The sequence below is a fragment of the Mesorhizobium sp. M0808 genome (assembly GCF_040320025.1).
Classification (GTDB): Bacteria; Pseudomonadota; Alphaproteobacteria; order Rhizobiales; family Rhizobiaceae; genus Mesorhizobium.
In genome coordinates this window covers 45547-63797 of sequence record NZ_JAMYOX010000022.1, presented here as the reverse complement: position 1 = coordinate 63797, position 18251 = coordinate 45547, and the positions used below count along the sequence as shown (strand labels likewise).

14 protein-coding genes are annotated in these 18251 nt (G+C 59.2%); 6 read left to right on the top strand and 8 right to left on the bottom strand.

The features are described 5' to 3' along the window. Window positions 1-181: 181 nt before the first annotated feature. Entirely contained in the window at window positions 182-460 is a 279-nt protein-coding gene (locus NKI25_RS36505; protein WP_352842160.1) for a phenylalanine--tRNA ligase beta subunit-related protein, read from the top strand. 755 nt (window positions 461-1215) lie between these two features. Next, window positions 1216-1545: a helix-turn-helix domain-containing protein gene (locus tag NKI25_RS22890; protein ID WP_352999494.1), complete on the top strand. Its 330-nt coding sequence runs from the start codon at window positions 1216-1218 to the stop codon at window positions 1543-1545. 277 nt (window positions 1546-1822) lie between these two features. Here the strand turns inward: NKI25_RS22890 and NKI25_RS22885 are convergent, their stop codons facing one another. Both NKI25_RS22885 and NKI25_RS22880 read right to left on the bottom strand, forming a co-directional pair. Further along, the gene (locus tag NKI25_RS22885) at window positions 1823-2878 is read right to left on the bottom strand and encodes a cytochrome-c peroxidase (RefSeq protein ID WP_352999492.1); all 1056 of its coding nucleotides are present in this window, start codon (window positions 2876-2878) and stop codon (window positions 1823-1825) included. A gap of 807 nt (window positions 2879-3685) precedes the next feature. Next, window positions 3686-3934 (bottom strand): DUF982 domain-containing protein, encoded by a 249-nt coding sequence (locus tag NKI25_RS22880; RefSeq protein WP_352624103.1) that lies wholly within the window; start codon window positions 3932-3934, stop codon window positions 3686-3688. Between the two features lie 616 nt (window positions 3935-4550). On the opposite strand from NKI25_RS22880, the gene NKI25_RS22875 reads away from it, so the two are divergent. Then, window positions 4551-5021, top strand: a complete 471-nt coding sequence (locus NKI25_RS22875) for a Ros/MucR family transcriptional regulator (protein WP_352594544.1) — start codon at window positions 4551-4553, stop codon at window positions 5019-5021. 243 nt (window positions 5022-5264) lie between these two features. Here NKI25_RS22875 and NKI25_RS22870 read toward each other — a convergent pair whose 3' ends face one another. Further along, window positions 5265-5477, bottom strand: a complete 213-nt coding sequence (locus NKI25_RS22870; protein ID WP_023721434.1) for a cold-shock protein — start codon at window positions 5475-5477, stop codon at window positions 5265-5267. 228 nt (window positions 5478-5705) lie between these two features. After that, the gene (locus NKI25_RS22865) at window positions 5706-6077 is read right to left on the bottom strand and encodes a hypothetical protein (protein WP_352624105.1); all 372 of its coding nucleotides are present in this window, start codon (window positions 6075-6077) and stop codon (window positions 5706-5708) included. A 943-nt stretch (window positions 6078-7020) separates the two neighbouring features. Here NKI25_RS22865 and NKI25_RS22860 point away from each other — a divergent pair. The 3 genes from NKI25_RS22860 to NKI25_RS22850 all read left to right on the top strand — a co-directional run bounded on the left by NKI25_RS22860 (window position 7021) and on the right by NKI25_RS22850 (window position 11159). Further along, window positions 7021-8442, top strand: a complete 1422-nt coding sequence (locus NKI25_RS22860) for a M16 family metallopeptidase (protein WP_352999490.1) — start codon at window positions 7021-7023, stop codon at window positions 8440-8442. A 510-nt stretch (window positions 8443-8952) separates the two neighbouring features. Then, on the top strand, window positions 8953-10410 hold the full coding sequence (locus NKI25_RS22855) for an NAD-dependent succinate-semialdehyde dehydrogenase (RefSeq protein ID WP_352999516.1): 1458 nt from the start codon (window positions 8953-8955) through the stop codon (window positions 10408-10410). Window positions 10411-10907: 497 nt separating this feature from the next. Next, entirely contained in the window at window positions 10908-11159 is a 252-nt protein-coding gene (locus NKI25_RS22850; RefSeq protein WP_352999488.1) for a hypothetical protein, read from the top strand. 78 nt (window positions 11160-11237) lie between these two features. Here the strand turns inward: NKI25_RS22850 and NKI25_RS22845 are convergent, their stop codons facing one another. The 4 genes from NKI25_RS22845 to NKI25_RS22830 all read right to left on the bottom strand — a co-directional run bounded on the left by NKI25_RS22845 (window position 11238) and on the right by NKI25_RS22830 (window position 16552). Further along, window positions 11238-13415 carry a class I tRNA ligase family protein gene (locus NKI25_RS22845; RefSeq protein WP_352999486.1) on the bottom strand — a complete coding sequence of 726 codons (2178 nt, stop codon included), beginning with the start codon at window positions 13413-13415 and terminating at the stop codon, window positions 11238-11240. 158 nt (window positions 13416-13573) lie between these two features. Then, entirely contained in the window at window positions 13574-14353 is a 780-nt protein-coding gene (locus NKI25_RS22840; protein WP_352999485.1) for a phytanoyl-CoA dioxygenase family protein, read from the bottom strand. A 508-nt stretch (window positions 14354-14861) separates the two neighbouring features. Next, complete coding sequence (locus tag NKI25_RS22835) at window positions 14862-16232, bottom strand: lysine N(6)-hydroxylase/L-ornithine N(5)-oxygenase family protein (RefSeq protein WP_352999483.1); 1371 nt, start codon at window positions 16230-16232, stop codon at window positions 14862-14864. Window positions 16233-16408: 176 nt separating this feature from the next. Further along, window positions 16409-16552: an iron-sulfur cluster assembly accessory protein gene (locus tag NKI25_RS22830; RefSeq protein ID WP_352999481.1), complete on the bottom strand. Its 144-nt coding sequence runs from the start codon at window positions 16550-16552 to the stop codon at window positions 16409-16411. Between the last annotated feature and the right edge of the window lie 1699 nt (window positions 16553-18251).

The following is an 18251-nucleotide window of genomic DNA, read 5'->3' as shown; positions in this document are numbered from 1 at the left end:
CAAGCACCCTTCTTCATACATCTCCCGAACGACCGCCAGCGCAAAGCCTCCCCATGAGAAAAGAGCATCCCATGTCTTTCACGCCATTGATTGCCCCGAGATCAAGGCCCGCTACCGGGATTTTCATCTGATCAGCATTGTGGTGCGGAACGCTGGAATCGACGTGCCGGATGCACAGGCGTTGAACGACACGATTGCGGCGGCGGAACAGGCGGCGCTTCGCGATGACGCCCAAAGGGACGCGCGTCTTGCGGCGTGGGCCGTTGCCTACGAGGCTTTCGGCACAAAGGCCAATCGAACGCCGTGCTCGGCCGCCGCGCTTCTCAAGCGGGTGCGGAAAGATGGCTCTCTCCCGCGGATTTCCCCACTGGTTGATGCCTACAATGCCGTCAGCGTGTTGTATGGCGTTCCGATTGGCGGGGAAGATCTCGATCTCTACCAGGGGTCCCGAGACTTTTAATTGCGAAGGGAGCGGAGCCATTCGGCACGATCGAGCAAGGTGAAATGGTAACCGAGCATCCCGAACCGGGCGAAGTCATCTGGTGCGATGATTCCGGTGTCACGTGCCGCCGCTGGAACTGGCGGCAGGGGCGGCCACCATGGGTCACGGTCGATACCCGCGCCATGTGGCTCGTGCTGGAAGCCCTCGGCCCAATGTCAGCTATACAGATGACGGGCACCGGAGAGCATTTGATGGGACTTATCCAAGCGTTGTGCCCGGGTGCGCGAATCGAAACCGCGCGGATCGACGAGTCCACTACATCTCGTGTCCCTTAGGGCATGGCCCACCTTTCGGAGAAACACCCCACTCAGCCCTGTCCGGATCTGGCGCTCCTTGCTCGCTCCGCTGGCCTACACAGTTGATTGCGAACGACCCAGAACGGCTCTCGAAAACGAGCGTCGAACGAAATCAGATCACTGCTTGTTCTCCCTTAGCGTTGTTTGGCGTACTTTTATCGCGATGCCTCCAGTGGGGATGGTCCAAATTGCGCAAGCTCGGTCGAGCGATCGCGGAGAAGCTTAATGTCGACTAAATCGAAATTCATGGAGCGGTACGGACAACGGGTGCGAACCCGGGACGTCGTCCCGGTGTCGTCAGGCTCTCCCGTCCGACTGAGCCTCAGTTTTCTTCACGGCGCGAATACTCCTGAGGCCGCCCGGATTCTCGTTAAGAGACAGCTGCCGCTCAGGACGGCCCACGCGATACTCACGGAGATGGTCGATCACGGCAAGGCGTTCGTGACGGTTCCTTGCGTCGACGACCTATTGGCACTGAAGAATGAACTGTCGTCCGCAGGCGTGATCGCGAAGGTTCATGCGCCGCGGCCGATACGTGTTCGCGAAGTCCGGGATCGCACGAAGCTCTCTCAGGAGGCATTCTCCGTGAGGTATGGCCTCGATCTGGCAACGCTTCGAAACTGGGAGCAAGGTCGCTCGAAACCGGATGCAGCGGCGAATACTCTCCTTTGGACCATCGCCCGGAATCCGGAAGCAGTCGAAGAATCGCTGGACATGGAGGACGGAGTGGCTGCCCCTTCGCCCTAAGGGGGCCGATCACTTCGGCGCGCGGCAATTCGGCCGCCAGCGCGATGGCCGGCCGCCGCGCGGTATCGACAGCGCGCGAGCCTCATGCGTCAGACGCCTTCCTTGGCATGTCGCACGCCAGATCCCAAACATAATTCCATCGCAACGAGCTGGTGACGGAAGCAGTGTCTGCACTTTGGAAACGAGCCATTTGCGTTCTCATGGACGTCGCGACTCGTCTCGTCCAGTAAAAGTCGCAATCATTGTCAATTGCGATGTTCCGCAGTCAGCTGGCCGTTTATTTTCCTAAGATCTGCGTTATAGGCCGGGGTGTTGTCGCCGTTTCGGCGGGTAAGATGGGATAGGCGACCTCGGGTGCCTTTCCGGTCAGCGAGTTGAGGAAGGCAACAAGCAGGTCGACTTCTTCGTCCGCCAGTACCACGCCAAGCTGGGTGGTTCCCATGATGGCAACGGCCTGTTTCAGATCCCAAACCTTGCCCGAATGAAAGTATGGCGCGGTGAGTGCAACGTTGCGCAGCGGCGCCACGCGGAAAACATAGGAATCGTCGGCTGCATTGGTGACCGCAAATCGGCCCTTGTCTTTTTCCGGCAGGACCTCGGCGCTGGGCTGTTCCACGAGGCCGAATGGGTAATAGGCTTGCCCACCAACGTTGATACCGCCATGGCAGGACGAGCAGCCTTTGTCCATGAAAAGCGCCAGGCCCTGTTTCTGTTCGGAAGTCATGGCGGCGTCATCGCCATTCAGGAAACTGTCGAAGGGGGCCGGCGTGACCAGTGTCGCCTCGAAGGCTTCGATTGCCTTGGCGAGGTTGTCGAAGGTGACCCGATCGGCTTCAGCCGGAAAAGCTGCATCGAACCACTCGACATATTGCGGCATGGACTTGAGCGTGGTGATGACTTGGCCCGGTGTATTGGCCATTTCGATCCCGGCTTGGACCGGTCCCTTCGCCTGAGCCTTCAGGTCTGCGGCACGACCATCCCAGAACTGGGCGATGTTGAAGACAGCGTTCAGTACAGTCGGCGCGTTGCGCTGTCCCTTCTGCCAACCATGGCCGATCGAGGTTTCGTGATTGTCGTCGCCGCCGGTGGCCAGGTTGTGGCACGAGTTGCACGACAAGACGCCTGACGCCGAGACGCGTGGATCGAAGAACAGGGCCTTGCCGAGAGCGATCTTCTCCGGGGTGATCGGGTTGTTGGCGACTGCCGGCGTGGTGGATGGCAAAGCCCTGAAGGTGGCCAGTGCCGTTTCTCTGAGGTCTGTGGGGATCGAATCCGCAGCAAAAGCGGTGGCTGCCAGCAAAGGGACAGCCATCGTACTGAATAGGATTTTCATAAATGATCTCGCTGCGTCGTGCACGCAGCCACTCTGGGGTCTGCGGCTCATGAACGCCCTGAGCTAGATCAGCTGCGGGAGAGGATCGGGGGCTGACACCTGTTTTCGCGGCAGAGATGGGACCGTGTCGGAAGTGAACGCTCTTCTCGATTGGATTTTGGAAGGCGGAGGATCGCTGCTCGGCAAGCGGCGGCGCCGGAGCCGTGGTCCGGTTCTCTCTGCGCCTTCTACTATGAAGAAATCGGGTCCGCCGCTGTCTCAGATTTCGGTTCGGGTTATCTGTTCCGCTGCAGGTCCTGCTCGATTTCCGGCGTGCCTTCGCCAGATCGACGTTGGCCCAAATCGATCCGCGATCGCGTCTTGTAGCACCCTTTGCGGGACAATCTTATTTTCGACTGTGGAGGCCCGTGGGGTGAGCGAAATTAAACGAATTTCAAAAGGCGCCCGAGTAGCTGTTTTGATTGACTTGTGAGACCTATTGCCTCCAGCGAGCGAATATTGGCAGACGACGGAGCACAATTTTGGCTTCGTTTATCATCTTGCTTCAATGGGACAGCCGCTTTGCAATAACTACACGGCAATTTACCATCATGAAATTGAGAGAACCGAGTCCCACGCAATGATTTCACATCGGAAGCGTTGCGGTCCTGTCGCGAGAAGCTGATTTACAAATACGACAAGATGATAACATCGCCATAGGGCACAAAATATTGTTTGTTCGCTATAGTACGCTCCAGATGCCGGCGAAATCTCGATACAATAACCTCGTCGGCCTACCCGCTCCAGCCTCACATACGACTGCTACGCCTATATTTGCGCTTTTCCACTGCCCGACATGCAGGCAGCGAGCCATTGCATCGCGGAGGTTGCATCTTCCAATATGGCGACCTGTTCCCCAAAGCGGAAAAAAGTCTTGCGCGCTGCGCTCGCAGGTATTCGTCCGTTGTATGCATCAAAGCACGCCCTGAGGGCGGCTTCGTAGATCCGGTCTCTGCGATCTTCTGGCCACTCGTTGAGAAAATCGATAGCATCCGCAGGACTGGCAATCTCTTGCACGATGTGCGCTGCACGCCTTACAAAAAGTGGGCTCCTAAAAGTCCCTGAGCTCATTCGTTCCTCCCGACCTGCTGAACCGCTAGTTTGCGTGAACAGGCGCCTCCTCTACACCCGCCCACCATTGCGGAATGTGTTGTCAGAGCGAATAGCGGTTCAATAGCAAAGCAGCGGCGTGATGTCCTCGGTTTACCAGCGGGCCAATCCTAACATCCTGCTGCGAGAGCGGCTCACCGGATGATAATCTACATCGTTTCGACCATTGCGAATCAACGCTTGATAGTTCCTCCTCGCGCTACCAGGAAGCGGCCACTGCTCTGCCACCGATTTCACAGCCAAAGAGAGGATGGCGAACAGAAACAGCCCGCTTCGTTTCGAGATTACTGGTCGTTTTGGCGCAAAGCTTACGGCCGAGACGCGCCTGAAAATGCGCAAGCACCGCGGCAGGTCGCCAACAACGGAACGCATCAACGGTCATGACGGCGCGATACCGCGCTATAGATCTCGCTGCTGGACGAGCATCGCAATAATCCTGTCGAGACCTTGGTTGCTTTCAGCGGCGACCGCCACTATGAAGCGACGCTTCGCCGACTGTGTTTCACGCCGCCTGGAGAGTTTCATGACAGAAGAAGCCGAAAAAAACATCGACACCCTCATCGAGCTCACGGCCGATGTCGTCTCAGCCTATGTCTCCAACAATCCGATCCCGGTGGGGGATCTCCCTGCCCTCATCGGCCAAGTGCACGCGGCTCTGAAAGGGACGGCCGGAGGTGTCTCTGCAGAAGAGCCGGTTGCCCTTACGCCTGCAGTCCCGATCAGGAAGTCGGTCACACCGGACTACATCATCTCCCTTGAGGACGGGAAGAAATTCAAATCGCTAAAGCGCCATCTGTCGACCCACTATGGGCTGACGCCGGATGGATATCGGGCCAAATGGGGCCTGCCGGCGGATTATCCCATGGTCGCGCCGAACTACGCCGCGGCGCGCTCGTCATTGGCCAAGACGATGGGGCTCGGCCGCAAACCGAAAGCGCCGGAAGCGCCGGAGCCGGCGCCGACGAAGCGAACCCGCAAGAAGGTCGCGGCTTAATTCCGGCAATCGAGATTCGTTCTGGAGCGTTGCAGCCATCGGCTTAATCTGCGCGTCATATAAAAGGCGGGGCCAACCCCGCCTTCCTTTCAAACAACTTTGTTTCATGAGGAATTCGCGACGCCTGCAGCAATCTGCTGCCCCGGCCTTGCAGTTGAGCCACGTTCTTGCTCGCTTTTGTCGAGCGGCCGTGAGTCCCTCGTGACGTACCGCGCCCACTCTTGCCAGGACGCAAGAGTAAATTCAGCCAACTTTGCTGAGACTGCCAGCGGAGGATTTGCCAGTGCGGCGGTCCTGTTCAATCTCATACTTGATCTTCTGGCCGTCAGCGAGGGTCGAGAGGCCCGCGCGTTCGACAGCGGAAATGTGGACGAAAACATCCTGACCGCCATCGTCGGGTTGGATAAATCCAAACCCCTTGGTGCTGTTAAACCACTTCACTGTTCCGGTCGCCATATGCGTATTCCTTTTGTAACAATTGCAACGTGGGCAGGCCATTTGGCCAGTCCGATTCATAGCCGAGACTTAGGGGCAGCAAAACGAAAAATTTCAAGGCCGGTTGATTGGTCGGCGGCAACTGGCGTAGTGCATTGTGGCCGTGGTCGCCAGCAAGCACTGTCCTTACACTACCGCTCGAGCATGGCCGGAAGCGCCCGACCCTTCCAACGCTCCTCAGCGCCACGTCTATGGCTGGTGCTTGGAGGCACGAGACGTAAGGCCGACCGCTGCTCGTGCAGCCAGGTCAAAGGCCGGGTAGTTCACGGAGCTGCCTTCGTGCATAACGGCTTGGCAAGCGCTTGAAGGAGTTTCGAATTGGATTGTTTTCAAGAGGGTCGAGGGGTTAATCAATGCCACCAGCGTGGAAGCGATCGATAGCGCGCGCGTTTTGCTGGCCCAGTTCAAGGGCAAGTCAGAAACAATCGCCCAAGCGATCGACGACTTCCTACTTGATTTCATGACCTTGCTGTTTGTGGTAGAAGCTACCCGCGAGCGGTTCCACAATTCGGCGAGGCGGTTGGCGCGCATCAGATTGAGCAGGATCAGGCTGTTACTCACCCGATGCCCTTGACCTAAGGGACCACGCCGCCAGGGATGCGTTTGCAGCCGCAAAGAAGGCAAAATCTGTTCGCCAGCAAACCGAGCACAGCCAGGCGGCATTTACGCAGATGAATTCGATCGCGACCGCCAAATTCTCCTGTTTGGTACCCAGCGACGACGGCAAGCGCGGACAGCTTCCGTGCTGCTGTCCTCCAGCAACAAACGTGTCTGCATGCCCCTCCATGGCGAGCTAGGTCCCGCGCAAACACTCCTCTTTCCCGCAGCAACTCATCAGGCTCAACGGCCTCGCGGCAGGCGCATTACGCCAGAAGCGCGCAACCGCATCGTTTTTTCCCGCCCGAGTCCTACGATCTTCGTTTTCCAGCGCCTCGCGGATATCGCCCAACTCGCCGATCTTTGATCAGATCCGTCCTAGCGCGCGAGCAGGCTCCGGGTTCGAGTTGGCTGGGCTGCTCACGCCTCTGCCCTTCAGCATCGACCCGGTCTGGCTGTCGAGGACAGGGTTCCGCTGGGGCGACCAACATCTCCATTCTCACCGTCAGTGCAGCGGCCATTCGAAGCGCATCCTATACCCCTCCCCGGCAGCGCGCCCAATCGTCTTCCTAACGAAGAAGATATTCTCAGCCGCGCGCGTCGCGTTCGGCCCTGTCCGATGTCCGACAATGTCGGATGCGCAACATGGCAGAGCCCGATTTGTCCACTGTCTCGAACGGTTTTCTGATCTGGCACGGTGCATGCTTGGTCATCCGCAAGGCGCCGCGGACCAAGGAGAATCCGTCCCATGATCACCTCACCAAGAAATACTGCCGCAGGTCTCCTGGGTCCATCCAAGAATGAGGCTCGAGTAAGGCCTGGCACAATGAAGAGCTTGTTCATCTGGCTTGGCGCTGCCCGCCGGTCCTCCCACGGGGGGAGACGGGGACCCAGCGCCTTGATCAAAATGAGGAACAAATCACTTTGCCTCGAACCTTGCCTTTCGACCAGCCGCCACAACCGGAGCCATCGATCGTCCCCCTGGCTGCGCAAGGCGTTCATCGCCACCGCGCTGGCCCTGGTGACGACCGCTCCGGCTCTGGCCGCCACCGACGGCGGCAAAGTGACGGATTTCCTGCTCGACAACGGCATGGAAGTGGTCGTCATCCCCGATCACCGCGCGCCGATCGTCACTCATATGGTCTGGTACAAGATCGGCAGCGCCGACGAGCCACCCGGCAAATCCGGCCTTGCCCATTTCCTCAAGCATCTGATGTTCAAGGCGACGACCAACCACGCCGCCGGCGAGTTCGACCGAGCCGTCTCGGCCATCGGCGGCTACAATAACGCCTTCACCGCCTATGACTACACCACCTTCCTCGAGACGGTGGCGCCCTCGGCGTTGGGTGAGATGATGGGCTTCGAGGCCGATCGCATGTTCAACCTCATCCTCAACGACGATGATATCAAGACCGAGCGCGACGTGATCCTGGAGGAGCGCCGTTGGCACAGAGAGACGAACCCGCATGCTCTGCTGGACGAGGAGGTCAACGCGACGTTGCGGCAGAACCAGCCCTACCGCATTCCGGTCATCGGCTGGATGCAGGAGATGGAGAAGCTGAACGGCACCGACGCATTCACCATCTACAACAAATACTACCGACCGAACAACGCCGTGCTGGTGGTGGCCGGCGACGTAGAGCCTGAGACGGTGAAGGCGCTGGCCGAGAAGACCTATGGCAAGGTTGTGCGCGGGCCGGACCTGCCCCCGCGCAACCGTCCGGTCGAGCCGGAGCAGAACACCAGGCGCACAGTGACGCTGACCGATGCGCGCGTTTCGGTGCCGAGCTTTTCCACTCAATGGGTGGTGCCGTCCTATCATACGGCAGAGCCCGGCGAGGCCGAGGCGCTCGACCTGCTGGCCGAGATCCTCGGCGGCGGTAACCGCAGCCGGCTATATCAGGAGCTTGTCGTCAAGCAAGGCATAGCCTCGGCGGCCGGCGCCTCCTTCCAGGGCACCATGCTAGACGACACCAATTTCACCATCTCCGGCTCGCCGCGCGGCGATGCAAAGCTCGTCGATCTCGAAGCGGCGGCCGTTGCCGAAGTCGCCCGGATCGCCAAGGATGGCGTCACCAGCGACGAGCTGGACAAGGCCAAAGACCGCTATATCCGCTCGGTGATTTTTGCGCACGACGAGCTGGACCACATCGCCAACATTTATGGCAGGACGCTCACCACCGGTGGCAATGTGAAGGACGTGCTCGAGAGGCCGGACCGCGTCCGCAAGGTCACCACCGACGAGGTCAAGGCGGTCGCCGCGCGTTATCTGGTGCTCGACCATTCGACCACAGGCTATCTTTTGCCGCAGCAACAGGCGGGGAATTGATCATAAGCTCCATCCCCATGCAAATGCGCCGGCCGGTCTTCCCTCGGCGCGCCTTCGCCACCCTGTTCCTCTCCATCCTCTTTGTCATCTTGCGGGCGCTCGCCCGGTAAACGGGATCTGTTTAAAGCCGCGAGGAGCGGTTTTCGCGGGCCTTGCCAGGCATTTGCCGGTTGAGGCGTCATTATTTGGGGTGCGCTCCTCCTCAGGCCAGCCTCTCTTCGAGTGGATAGAGTCGCCGATTCGTGGTCCGCAGATTGTAGGCGCAGTCCACCAGCATCCACTCCGCGCGGCTGGCGAAGCCGATGTCCGTTGTTCAATCGTTCGACTAGTAGAACCGCGAGGCATCTTCTAGCGTATTCAGGTATTCTCCCTTTCCAGTCGGGTACCGTGGTCTACCAGCTGTCTCGCCGAGGCCCTATAAGGAACCCGGACGTCGCGGAGTACACACCGCACCTGCTATATATACCTGCTGCGTTGAGGAGGAATCCGGTATTGCCCCTGTGCCTGCCGATGATCCGTCACCTGAGATCCCCCGACCTGTTTGGACCCATTGATCGCCTGCCGGCACTTGGCACGCGGATTAGCGAGCGGACATTCGAGGTCCTCAACCCGTCGACTGGCGAAGTGCTGGCAGAACTACCCGACATGGGTGTCGAGGAGACATGCGCTGCGATCGACAAGGCCTATGTCGCGCAGCCTGGATGGGCAGGGCTGACCGCACGTGAGCGCAGCGACGTTCTATGGCGATGGCATCAGTTGATCATCGACCACGCCGACGATCTCGCCGCGATTCTCACCGCGGAGATGGGCAAGCCGCTTGCCGAAGCCAAGTCGGAGATATCGCATGCTGCGGCGTATCTGCAATGGTACGCCGAGGAGGCCAATCGCGTCTATGGCGAGACGATCTCAGCACCATCGATGGACCGCCGAATGCTGGTAATCAAGCAGCCCATCGGAGTTGTTGGCACGATAACGCCATGGAATTTCCCGGCCTCGATGGTGGCGCGCAAAATCTCGCCAGCCTTGGCGGCGGGCTGCACGATCGTCCTCAAGCCCGCTGAACAGACGCCGCTCGTGGCGGGAGCAATGTTCGCCCTCGCCCATCAGGCTGGCTTTCCCGAAGGCGTCGTCAACCTGATCTATGCGTCCGAAGGTGACGCGGTCGGCCGCGAACTTTGTACCAATCCCAAGGTCCGCAAGATCAGCTTCACCGGGTCGACTGAGATCGGGCGCCTTCTCATGCGCCAGTGCTCGGACCAGATCAAAAAAGTCAGCCTTGAGCTCGGCGGCAATGCACCTTTCATCGTCTTCGATGATGCCGATATCGATGCCGCGGTTGACGGTGCGATCCAGGCGAAGTTCCGCAATGCCGGCCAGACCTGCGTTTCGGCGAACCGCCTTTACGTCCAGTCGGGCGTTCACGACGAGTTCGTCGAGAAATTCGTGCAACAGGCTCGCCAACTTCAAGTTGGTGACGGTTTCGCTCCCGGAGTGGACATCGGACCGCTCATCGACAAGCACGCTTTGGCCAAGATCGAATCCCATATTGCCGATGCCGTCGCAAAAGGCGGCGCAATTCAATGCGGGGGCAAACGTATCGGCACGAATGGCACGTTTTTCCAACCGACAGTCCTGACCGGTGTCTCCAGCGAGATGACCGTCGCGCAAGAAGAGACATTCGGGCCGCTGGCACCGATTATTCGCTTCAAAGATGCGGATCAGGTCGTGCGTGAGGCTAACGACACGATCTACGGCCTCGCGGCCTACTTTTATGCCTCCAACCTGAAGCGTGTCTGGCGTGTGGCCGAGGCCTTGGAATATGGAATGGTCGGGGTAAATACCGGCCGGATGTCTTCAGAAGCGGCGCCGTTCGGTGGGATAAAACAGTCCGGCATCGGGCGGGAGGGATCCCGCCATGGCCTCGAGGACTACCTAGAAATGAAATATCTCTGCATGGGCGGCATCTGAATTTTCGGCTTGCAGGGTTCACAGCCGGGTAACTGCGAGCGATCTCCAAATATGTGAATTATAGGATCGCTCCTCGATTGGGAACTGAGGGGCGGCTCCGTACCCGAGCAAACACGCAATCCTGAAGGAGCACCCTGGCTGGACTTATCTCTCGACGAGACAAGCGTCTGCATTGTCGGCGAAGACGGCGTGCATGTGACGGAGGATACGCTTGCGAGGGATTTGGCGGCCCTCGCCGACTATCTTCAGGCGACGGGCTGTCGTTGCGCGGGTCTGGTTGGAAGCTTGTGCACCATCGCGATCGTGAACGCTGGTTGTGCGCAATATCCGGTTTCTGGGGCAGAATTTTGAACCTGCTACCTTCCGATTGTCAGTAGCTCAGTTGTTCTTCGGCCGACTGCCGCGCCAGTACAGGCTCGGACAGAATCGAAGATACCATCAGGCAGGCATTCATTCGACATTTCCGGTGATCGGCGCACGATCCAGGGCGCGCCAGGTTGACCAAGCGCCTCGAACCGCATGACAGTCTTGACCGGCTGGAGGACGGAAATCCCGCGATGCCGAAGAGGTTGGTCAGCGCAGTCGCGGCCCACACGGCGTTTGCGGCACGAAACAGCAAGGGCTGGGAAGCGATCGGCCGAGCGGTCCTCGAAGGCGCGGGCCAGGGTGTCGACGATGCGTTGGTTCAGGTCCGCCAATCTGGTCTCTACCGTCTGATAGCGGCTTCGGTCGCCAGTGACAGCGAGTAAAGATATTTGGCATCATCGGCTTTGATTGCCGCGCAGATCTGGTCGAGATTGGGATAGCTCACTGGTGCACCTTTGGGCTCATAGTGCTTCCTCCTCATCGAGATGAGGATTGCCGGATTTGGCGTAGAACACCAACACGGGTCCGAGATCAAAGCGCGTCCCGGGCGCAAGGCGCTGGACGGACCGGGGCCATGTTTCGGTTGAGACGCCATCGATGCCTCGCGCCAGCGTTCTGGCGAATCGGGGCATCAGCGGAGCGAGTGTCGGTGCCAGGATCGCAGCGGCCGTCGTCTGAAGGGCTAGCGAAGTCCGATTGCGGGCGGGATAGAAACGTCGCGCCGCCGCATAGTCTCGCGCCCGACGGTAGATCACGCAATCGCGCACGAAATCGCAGACCTGAGCGGCCGCGCGCCGGACCGAGAAGCCTTCGTCCGAATAGGCGCGCTCCATCGCCGCGCGATAGATCTCTATCCGAGCAAAGAAGGCGCGGTCGACCGGGCTCCAGTCGCCTGCATCGGGTACACGGCCGGCAAAATCCTGCTTGATTTCCTGGTTCAACGCATCAAGCCAGTTCAGCCAAATCCCTTGGAACACCTCGTTCTCGGTGCGGCGCAGCGCGTCCAGCGTGAAATCCGTCCGCTCACCTTCCGGGCGTGTCAGGCCCAAATGGAGGCGCACGACGTCGACTGTCTTTGGGCTCAGAACCTCCTTGCCCCAGACCGCATGGCGGCAGCTGGTTGAGAACTTCTTGCCGTCGAGCAGGTAGAACTCGTTGACGTGATAGTGGATGCGTGGCGTCCAGTGGGAGAAGACCTCGGCGTAAAGAGCGGGGTAGAGTAGCGCGTGGTAGAACGAATTGTCGAAGCCGAAGAAATGGACAATCTGCCAGTCGTTGCCGGGCATGGCCGCCTTCCAGTCGCGACCCAGCAAGCGGCCGAGCGCCTGGATGTTGTAAAGAAAACCGAAGGCCATTTCCGGCCAGACCCAGATCACTTGCCCCGGGAACCCTTCGGCCGGCAGGCCCCAGTCCGAGGGGTGGGTAATGGGCACTGAAAAGTTGCCGCGTCGGCGTAGGCGCGCAAAGAGATCCAAGATCCGTAGCGGGACGCCCGACGCCCTTAGATGCCGGTCGATATTGTCGTAGCATCGGTCCATGGCAAGTTCCGGGCGGCGGACGGAGCCGACCAGCGGCGCCTCGGCAGACTGCCGTGACCGGGCTGCACCCAAGTCGTGGCAAAGGTTTGGGGCGCCGCATTCCTCGCAGATGTTGCCACCGGCGGAGCCGCCGCAATCGGGGCAGAGGCCGCTAACATCCGGCTCGTAAAGATAGTGGCCTGTCACAGCATCGAAAAGCGCAGGGCTCTGGCGCAGATCTACCGCCGTGCTGCTCAGAAGACTGCGGAAACACGCGGCTTGAAACTCGCCGTAACCGTCATCGCCCGTCGTGAGTTGGAAGCTGTGGACCTCACAATCGAAAAGTGCAAGCGTGGCGCGAATCTCGTCGGCGTAGTAGCGCGCCACCTTTGCAGGCGTCGATTGATCGGCATCGGCGCGTATCGTGACGTAGCTCTGGTTGTCATCGCTTCCAGTGAGGTGATATGCTTCGACTCCTTTCATGCGCAGGAAACGAGTATAGACGTCGGCGCCGAAATAGGGGCCAGAAAGATGCCCCAGATGTAGATCGCCATTTGGCGTTGGCGGCGTGGAGAAGACGAAGATCGGCCCGCGTGGAGCCGTGGTCTTTGCAGCGGCATCAAGGGCGGCCTCGCCGTCTCGCCAGTAGACATCGACGAAATCTAGGTCTTCGTTTCCGTCGTTGCGCAGCACATGCGCTTCAAAAGGGTGGAACAGAATGACATCGCCCGCCTCGACCGAGATTTCCCCACGGTCGGTAGTGACTTTGCCCGCGCCAGACAGGACCACAAAGGCCTCGATTTCGTCGTGCCGATGGGGCTCGGATGTAGCGCCCGGTGCCAGCCTACCGAACGAAAAACCCGTGCCGACGCTTCCCGTTCCGAGCGTGGCCATGTCGATACCGAACGCCCGCGACAGCTCCGTTCGAGAAAACGTGTGTTTGCGCATGACAACGAACCTAAGCTGTTGAAGCCGTGGGATCTTCGGCTGCCAACGCAACAGCCTCCCGTGCAATTCGCGGAGAGAAACGGCCCGACCCGTTGGCGGCCCCGGCCAGGATAATGCAGCTCTGGGCCGCCAGGCGGGCGACGAGGGGGGCGCCAGTCGGGCTGTAGGCGTCATAGACCGCCCTGCGACCACCTCCACAATCCACGTGCCGAAGCGTCGTAACGGGCTGCGGTCGATGCTCCGCGAGCCCGCAAATCAGAACGCCATACTCTCCGCGCATTTTTGAGCGGTCGATCAGTTTCGTGTGCATGCCTCCGCCTGGCTGCGTGAGCTCAATCGCGATAGAAAATGCCATTTGGGGGCTTGAGTTTGTCGAGATCGGCCACTTTGCCCTCGGGCGGGTTAAGGGCGCGCTTAAGCACGTTATATTCAGCGCGGGTCGGGCCACCGGTTGAAGCACGCTGGAACACCAAGTAGAGTGTCCGCCGCGAACGATTGCTTTTGTTCGGTCGTGAGTAGTGCGGTGCGTAATCGTCGAAGATGAAGATGTCGCCAGCCTTCCATACTACGGGTTCCCAGGAGAACATTTCGGCGACTTGAGGATCGATCACCCCACCGGCATCCATGGGAAACACCCCCATCTTGTGGTTGCCGGGGCTGAAGAAAAGCCCGCCGTTTTCCGGGTCGGAGTCGTCGATGCCTATGGCAACCACCGCATGGACCATCCGGTCGGGGAGTTTGTGTGGAATGTGATAAATGTCCTGATGCGGGAGATAGCCGCCGCTGTCGGGGTAGTGGAAAATCAGTAACTCCTTGAGCCTGCGCGAATCTTCGCCAAGCAACTCCTCGACTGCTGTTTTTATGCGCTGATCTTCTAAGAGCAAACGACGCAATGGATCATGGAAGTCGAGAAAATTCTCCATCTTGGATACGATCTTTCGATTGTCGGTCGTCTTCTCGAACCACATGAGCCATTTATCCTCGCTGACATCCCAGCGTGACATATCTTCGACCAGCTTAGAGATATCTTCCTGAGCCGCTGGAGCGAAGAACCTTTCGAGCCTGACGTATCCGTCCTTCTGCCACTTTTCTCTTTGTGCATCAGTCAACATGCGAAAAGCCTCCTGTTGGAAAGACTGGTTTGGTCGGACATCCCAGTTAGGTCGGTCGGGCGCTGATCAAGTTGCGGGTCCACGGAGACGGAACTCACGTGATGTGGGACGGCGATGCTAAGTGCGTTCCGCTCTGGCGGATATTGTCCGCAGAAGCTCGGCGCCAGACTGCCTATGTCAGGCTCAGCCGGGTCCAGGGGTTCCGTAAACTGGGCCGGATCAATCGCTTCACCCGGTCCAGCCACGACACGCATCGCTAAAGGCCGGCACCATCCGCTGACCGCCGACCCAGCCATGGCCGCCAAGACCACGGCGCTCTTTCGAGTGAGCGACCTGGTACGGTCTTTACAACCGTAGGGGAAATGCACGCCCCCAGAATAATGCGATGCGCCGCTTGGTCCAAGGGCTTGTTCGGTCACGATGATTTCGGAGAAGCCTCCGGTCTTCGCCGCAGCGGAGGCGGACATCATTCCTAGGATGCCACCGCCGATGGTCAAAAGTCTACGAGTCATATCCCGCTGCCCATTTCTTCGGCTGCGGGGGCGGGCCAGCTCTCGATCGAGGTATGGCTGATGAAGCCAGGATGCTCGGGGTTCGCGCATGGCGCGCGCCCAAGAAGGCTATCGAGGATGCGGCGCGCGCGCCAGGCCAGCAGGCTTAGGTTCGGATCGGCCAGGCCGCGCTGCCCGAGGCTCGCGTTTTGTACGAAGATGCGTCTGTCACGCGGTCCGTCCCAGCTCACCGAAAAATCTTCGCGAATAGCTAATTCATTGTCGATCTGCTCCAGCCGGTGTGCGATGGGTTCCAAGAAGTCTGGGACCGCGTTCTCGTAACCGGTGGCGAGAATGACGATTTCAGCCGTGACTTCTTCGACTTCGTCCATGCCGTGCTGCAGGGTCAGCCTATGACCCGCGCCGGCGTTGATGCAGTGCGAGACGGTGCAGCCTGGCCGCAGTGTGATGTCGCATCGGTTTAGCTCGAAAAATGCGTGGCGATACAGCGCCTGATAGATGGCGCGCAACGTGCTTTCCGAAATGCCGTCTGAGGCAAGCACGAAACGCCGCAGGAGCAGCTTGCGCTGCGACTCGCTCATCGCCGCGAAACGATCCGAAAAGCAGGGCATGAACAACTCGTTTGTGAACGGGCTGTTGTCGAGAGGCAGGTAGTTCTCACGCTGCGAGACCCAAGTGATCGAGGCAGGCCGCCGTTCTTTCGGCAGGCCGACAAGGTGCAACATCACCTCGGCTCCCGACTGGCCTCCGCCAACCACGCAGACATGCTTTCTCCGCACCTCGGGATGGATGTGCAGTAGAACAGATGAGTGGAACAGGTTGCGTCCAATCCAGCCCTGAAACTGAGGCGGGATTTGCGCCTGCTTGCCAATGCCAACCACGACGTTTCTGGCGCCGAGAACCGCGTTATCGGTCCGCACCCGAAACGCGCCATCAAAGCGGAGTTCGTGCACGGTCTGGCCGCCATGGACAAGTGGGTTCCTGTGGAAGGCCCAGTTCAGGTACTGCTCAAACTCAGCTCTGAACACAGCCTCGAACTGTGCGTTCAGGAAGTGGTACAAACGCCCGTTCTCGTGCAGGAAGTTTACGAAAGTGTAGGCTGATCGCGGATTCACCAGCGTGACCAGATCCTTGAAGTGGCTGACCTGGAGCTCCGAGGAATCGAACGCGATGCCCGGATGCCAACGGAAGTCGATCTGCCGATCCAGGAACAGTGCCCCTTGCCCAACTTGCTCGTGTAGCTGACACGCAAGGCTCAAATTAGACGGCCCAGCACCGACCCCAACGCAAGATAACTCCACTTGCTTTCCTCCTATAGAGTCTTCCCAATAGGTGGCTTGTTCTCGGCGAATATCGGCCATAACCATTGGGCCCCTCGCGGACGTTTTCGGAGCCCCGGTCCCGACCGGGTTTGCGAGAATTTGTCCAGCGCGTTCGCGTCGTCGAATGTAGACCCGAGCATTCCAGCGCGGTGACAATCGAGGGGTCAGGCCGGCGACGTGGGGCAACGACGTATGTCCTATACTGGATGCCCTCGTCGCCGTCACGCGAGACGCAGCCCATCGAGGTGTTCGAAGCCGGCGCAATCGTCCGCCTCAACCATGACGCGCCGGCCTTTCGGCGGCTTGATGGCAGGCGAGAGCGCGGTTTTCACTGCGGCGACGGCATTTTCGGTGCGCATGATCATGGAGACGTCTCGCTGATGCGTTCGCAGAGTCCCATGCATGGGCCGTGCCAGAGAAGGAAAAGCTTATTAAACAATGGGTTGTCGGATTTGCGATCCTGTCGGAAATCCGACATTGAGGGGGACGCCTCACGGCGGCGCCCGATTTGCACGTCGATGTCACCTTTTTCCGAATAGCTAATCGGGCACCTTCTGCACCAGAAATACTTCTCTTATGGAGACCAGCACGAAGTCTTCAAGAACCGACAGTGCAGAACCTTGTGTCTCTGCCGGACAGATCGCGATATGCGTTGTCCATCGAGGTCGGCAGTTGCAAGACCTGCCAAATCCTCGCCCTATCGTGCCGTTGCACTGGCTCGATCCCGACGTCCTTGGAGGCCGCGATCATGAAGAGTGACGCAATCTCATGTGCGCCGCGAGGCCCCTCTCATGGGGAAGCAATTCTCTATGTGTCGGATCGATGCTCTTGATGAGATGGTTGCGGATGGGCGCATGTCCAGACCTGAGCGCATCAATGATTTGCGCGATATGGGAGCTTCACCAACTGGATTGTCGAATCTCTGTAAAGATAGCCAGAAGACAATTGCGTTATGACCACTCTGCCGGTCCCAGAAGCACGTGCGCCATTCGGTCCCTGCGACTCAATCTAGGCGGAGGGATGAGTCCGCAAAGCAGTCTTTTGCGCGCCCACCGGTGGGCCAGGATGAAGCCATCGTAAACGCAGTTATTCGATGATCGCCGTCGCGGTTCTCACGCTGTGCCGCGCCCGACACCGGCGACGTAGTGGTCGTCGATCGCCCCGTCGCCGATGTCGATCCGAAGCTCGGCCAGTTTAGCGGTGAGCTTCACTGCTCATTCCGCAGTGCCCACCGAGCTTGCACAGGAGGATTTATCAGGCGGTCACGGCTGCACTTGTTGTCGAGTCTTCGACAAAGTCGGACATGAGACACACCACAATCAGAGCCATGTCATTGTTGTGAAATGATTTTCTCCTTTGGCACGACACGTGCAAGGCTATCCGCAAACGCGCTGCGGCAAGGACTGAGGAGAAATCACGCCATGATCAAGCTCGCCAACATGCGGTCGCAGCCGCGAAAACTGGGCCTTTCCGAGCCGACAGGACGTTGCGGCTGTTTTCCAGTCGACATCATTCTTCACGTTATCCGGACATGACCGTATTCGATTTCCGCCCAACGCTGAATGCCCCGTACGATGATCCCCATCTTTGGCCCGAAGATGTAGAAGGAGAACAGACACTTGCCTGGGCCGCCAGCCAGTCTGCCAGGACCCTGGGGCACTTCGGTGGAACACAGTTCGATCGCGACCACGAGGCCCTGACAGCGATCTTCGACCGTCCTGACGAGGTTCCCGTGATCACGCGCCGCGGTCAGTACCTCTACAATTCTGGCAAGATGCCGGAATCCGCACTACTATGGCGCCGGGACCACCCTTGCCGCCTATCCGCCGATCCTGCTCGCCACCACGAAGCGGGACGACCGCGTCCCACCCGGGTCACGCGCAAAAGACGGCCGCAAAGCTGCAGGCCTTTGGTTATCCCGCTTACTTCTAAGTGAGTACAGGTCGATGATAGCGAGCACGGCGCAAATAATGCGTGCGCGGTCCCACGCAAACTGCGCATGAGCGCTCCGCCAATCACGCAATTCGAACAAGACTTTTCGTAGTTCAGTGCATCATTTCTAAA

What these genes read in the sequence shown, in the direction of transcription:
- NKI25_RS22890 (WP_352999494.1), top strand. Translation starts at nt 1,216, where the DNA reads ATGGTCGATCACGGCAAGGCGTTCGTGACGGTTCCTTGCGTCGACGAC.
- NKI25_RS22885 (WP_352999492.1), bottom strand. Translation starts at nt 2,878, where the DNA reads ATGAAAATCCTATTCAGTACGATGGCTGTCCCTTTGCTGGCAGCCACC.
- NKI25_RS22845 (WP_352999486.1), bottom strand. Translation starts at nt 13,415, where the DNA reads ATGACGCCTACAGCCCGACTGGCGCCCCCCTCGTCGCCCGCCTGGCGG.
- NKI25_RS22840 (WP_352999485.1), bottom strand. Translation starts at nt 14,353, where the DNA reads ATGTTGACTGATGCACAAAGAGAAAAGTGGCAGAAGGACGGATACGTC.
- NKI25_RS22875 (WP_352594544.1), top strand. Translation starts at nt 4,551, where the DNA reads ATGACAGAAGAAGCCGAAAAAAACATCGACACCCTCATCGAGCTCACG.
- NKI25_RS22855 (WP_352999516.1), top strand. Translation starts at nt 8,953, where the DNA reads ATGATCCGTCACCTGAGATCCCCCGACCTGTTTGGACCCATTGATCGC.
- NKI25_RS22860 (WP_352999490.1), top strand. Translation starts at nt 7,021, where the DNA reads ATGAGGAACAAATCACTTTGCCTCGAACCTTGCCTTTCGACCAGCCGC.
- NKI25_RS22870 (WP_023721434.1), bottom strand. Translation starts at nt 5,477, where the DNA reads ATGGCGACCGGAACAGTGAAGTGGTTTAACAGCACCAAGGGGTTTGGA.
- NKI25_RS22835 (WP_352999483.1), bottom strand. Translation starts at nt 16,232, where the DNA reads ATGGTTATGGCCGATATTCGCCGAGAACAAGCCACCTATTGGGAAGAC.
- NKI25_RS22830 (WP_352999481.1), bottom strand. Translation starts at nt 16,552, where the DNA reads ATGATCATGCGCACCGAAAATGCCGTCGCCGCAGTGAAAACCGCGCTC.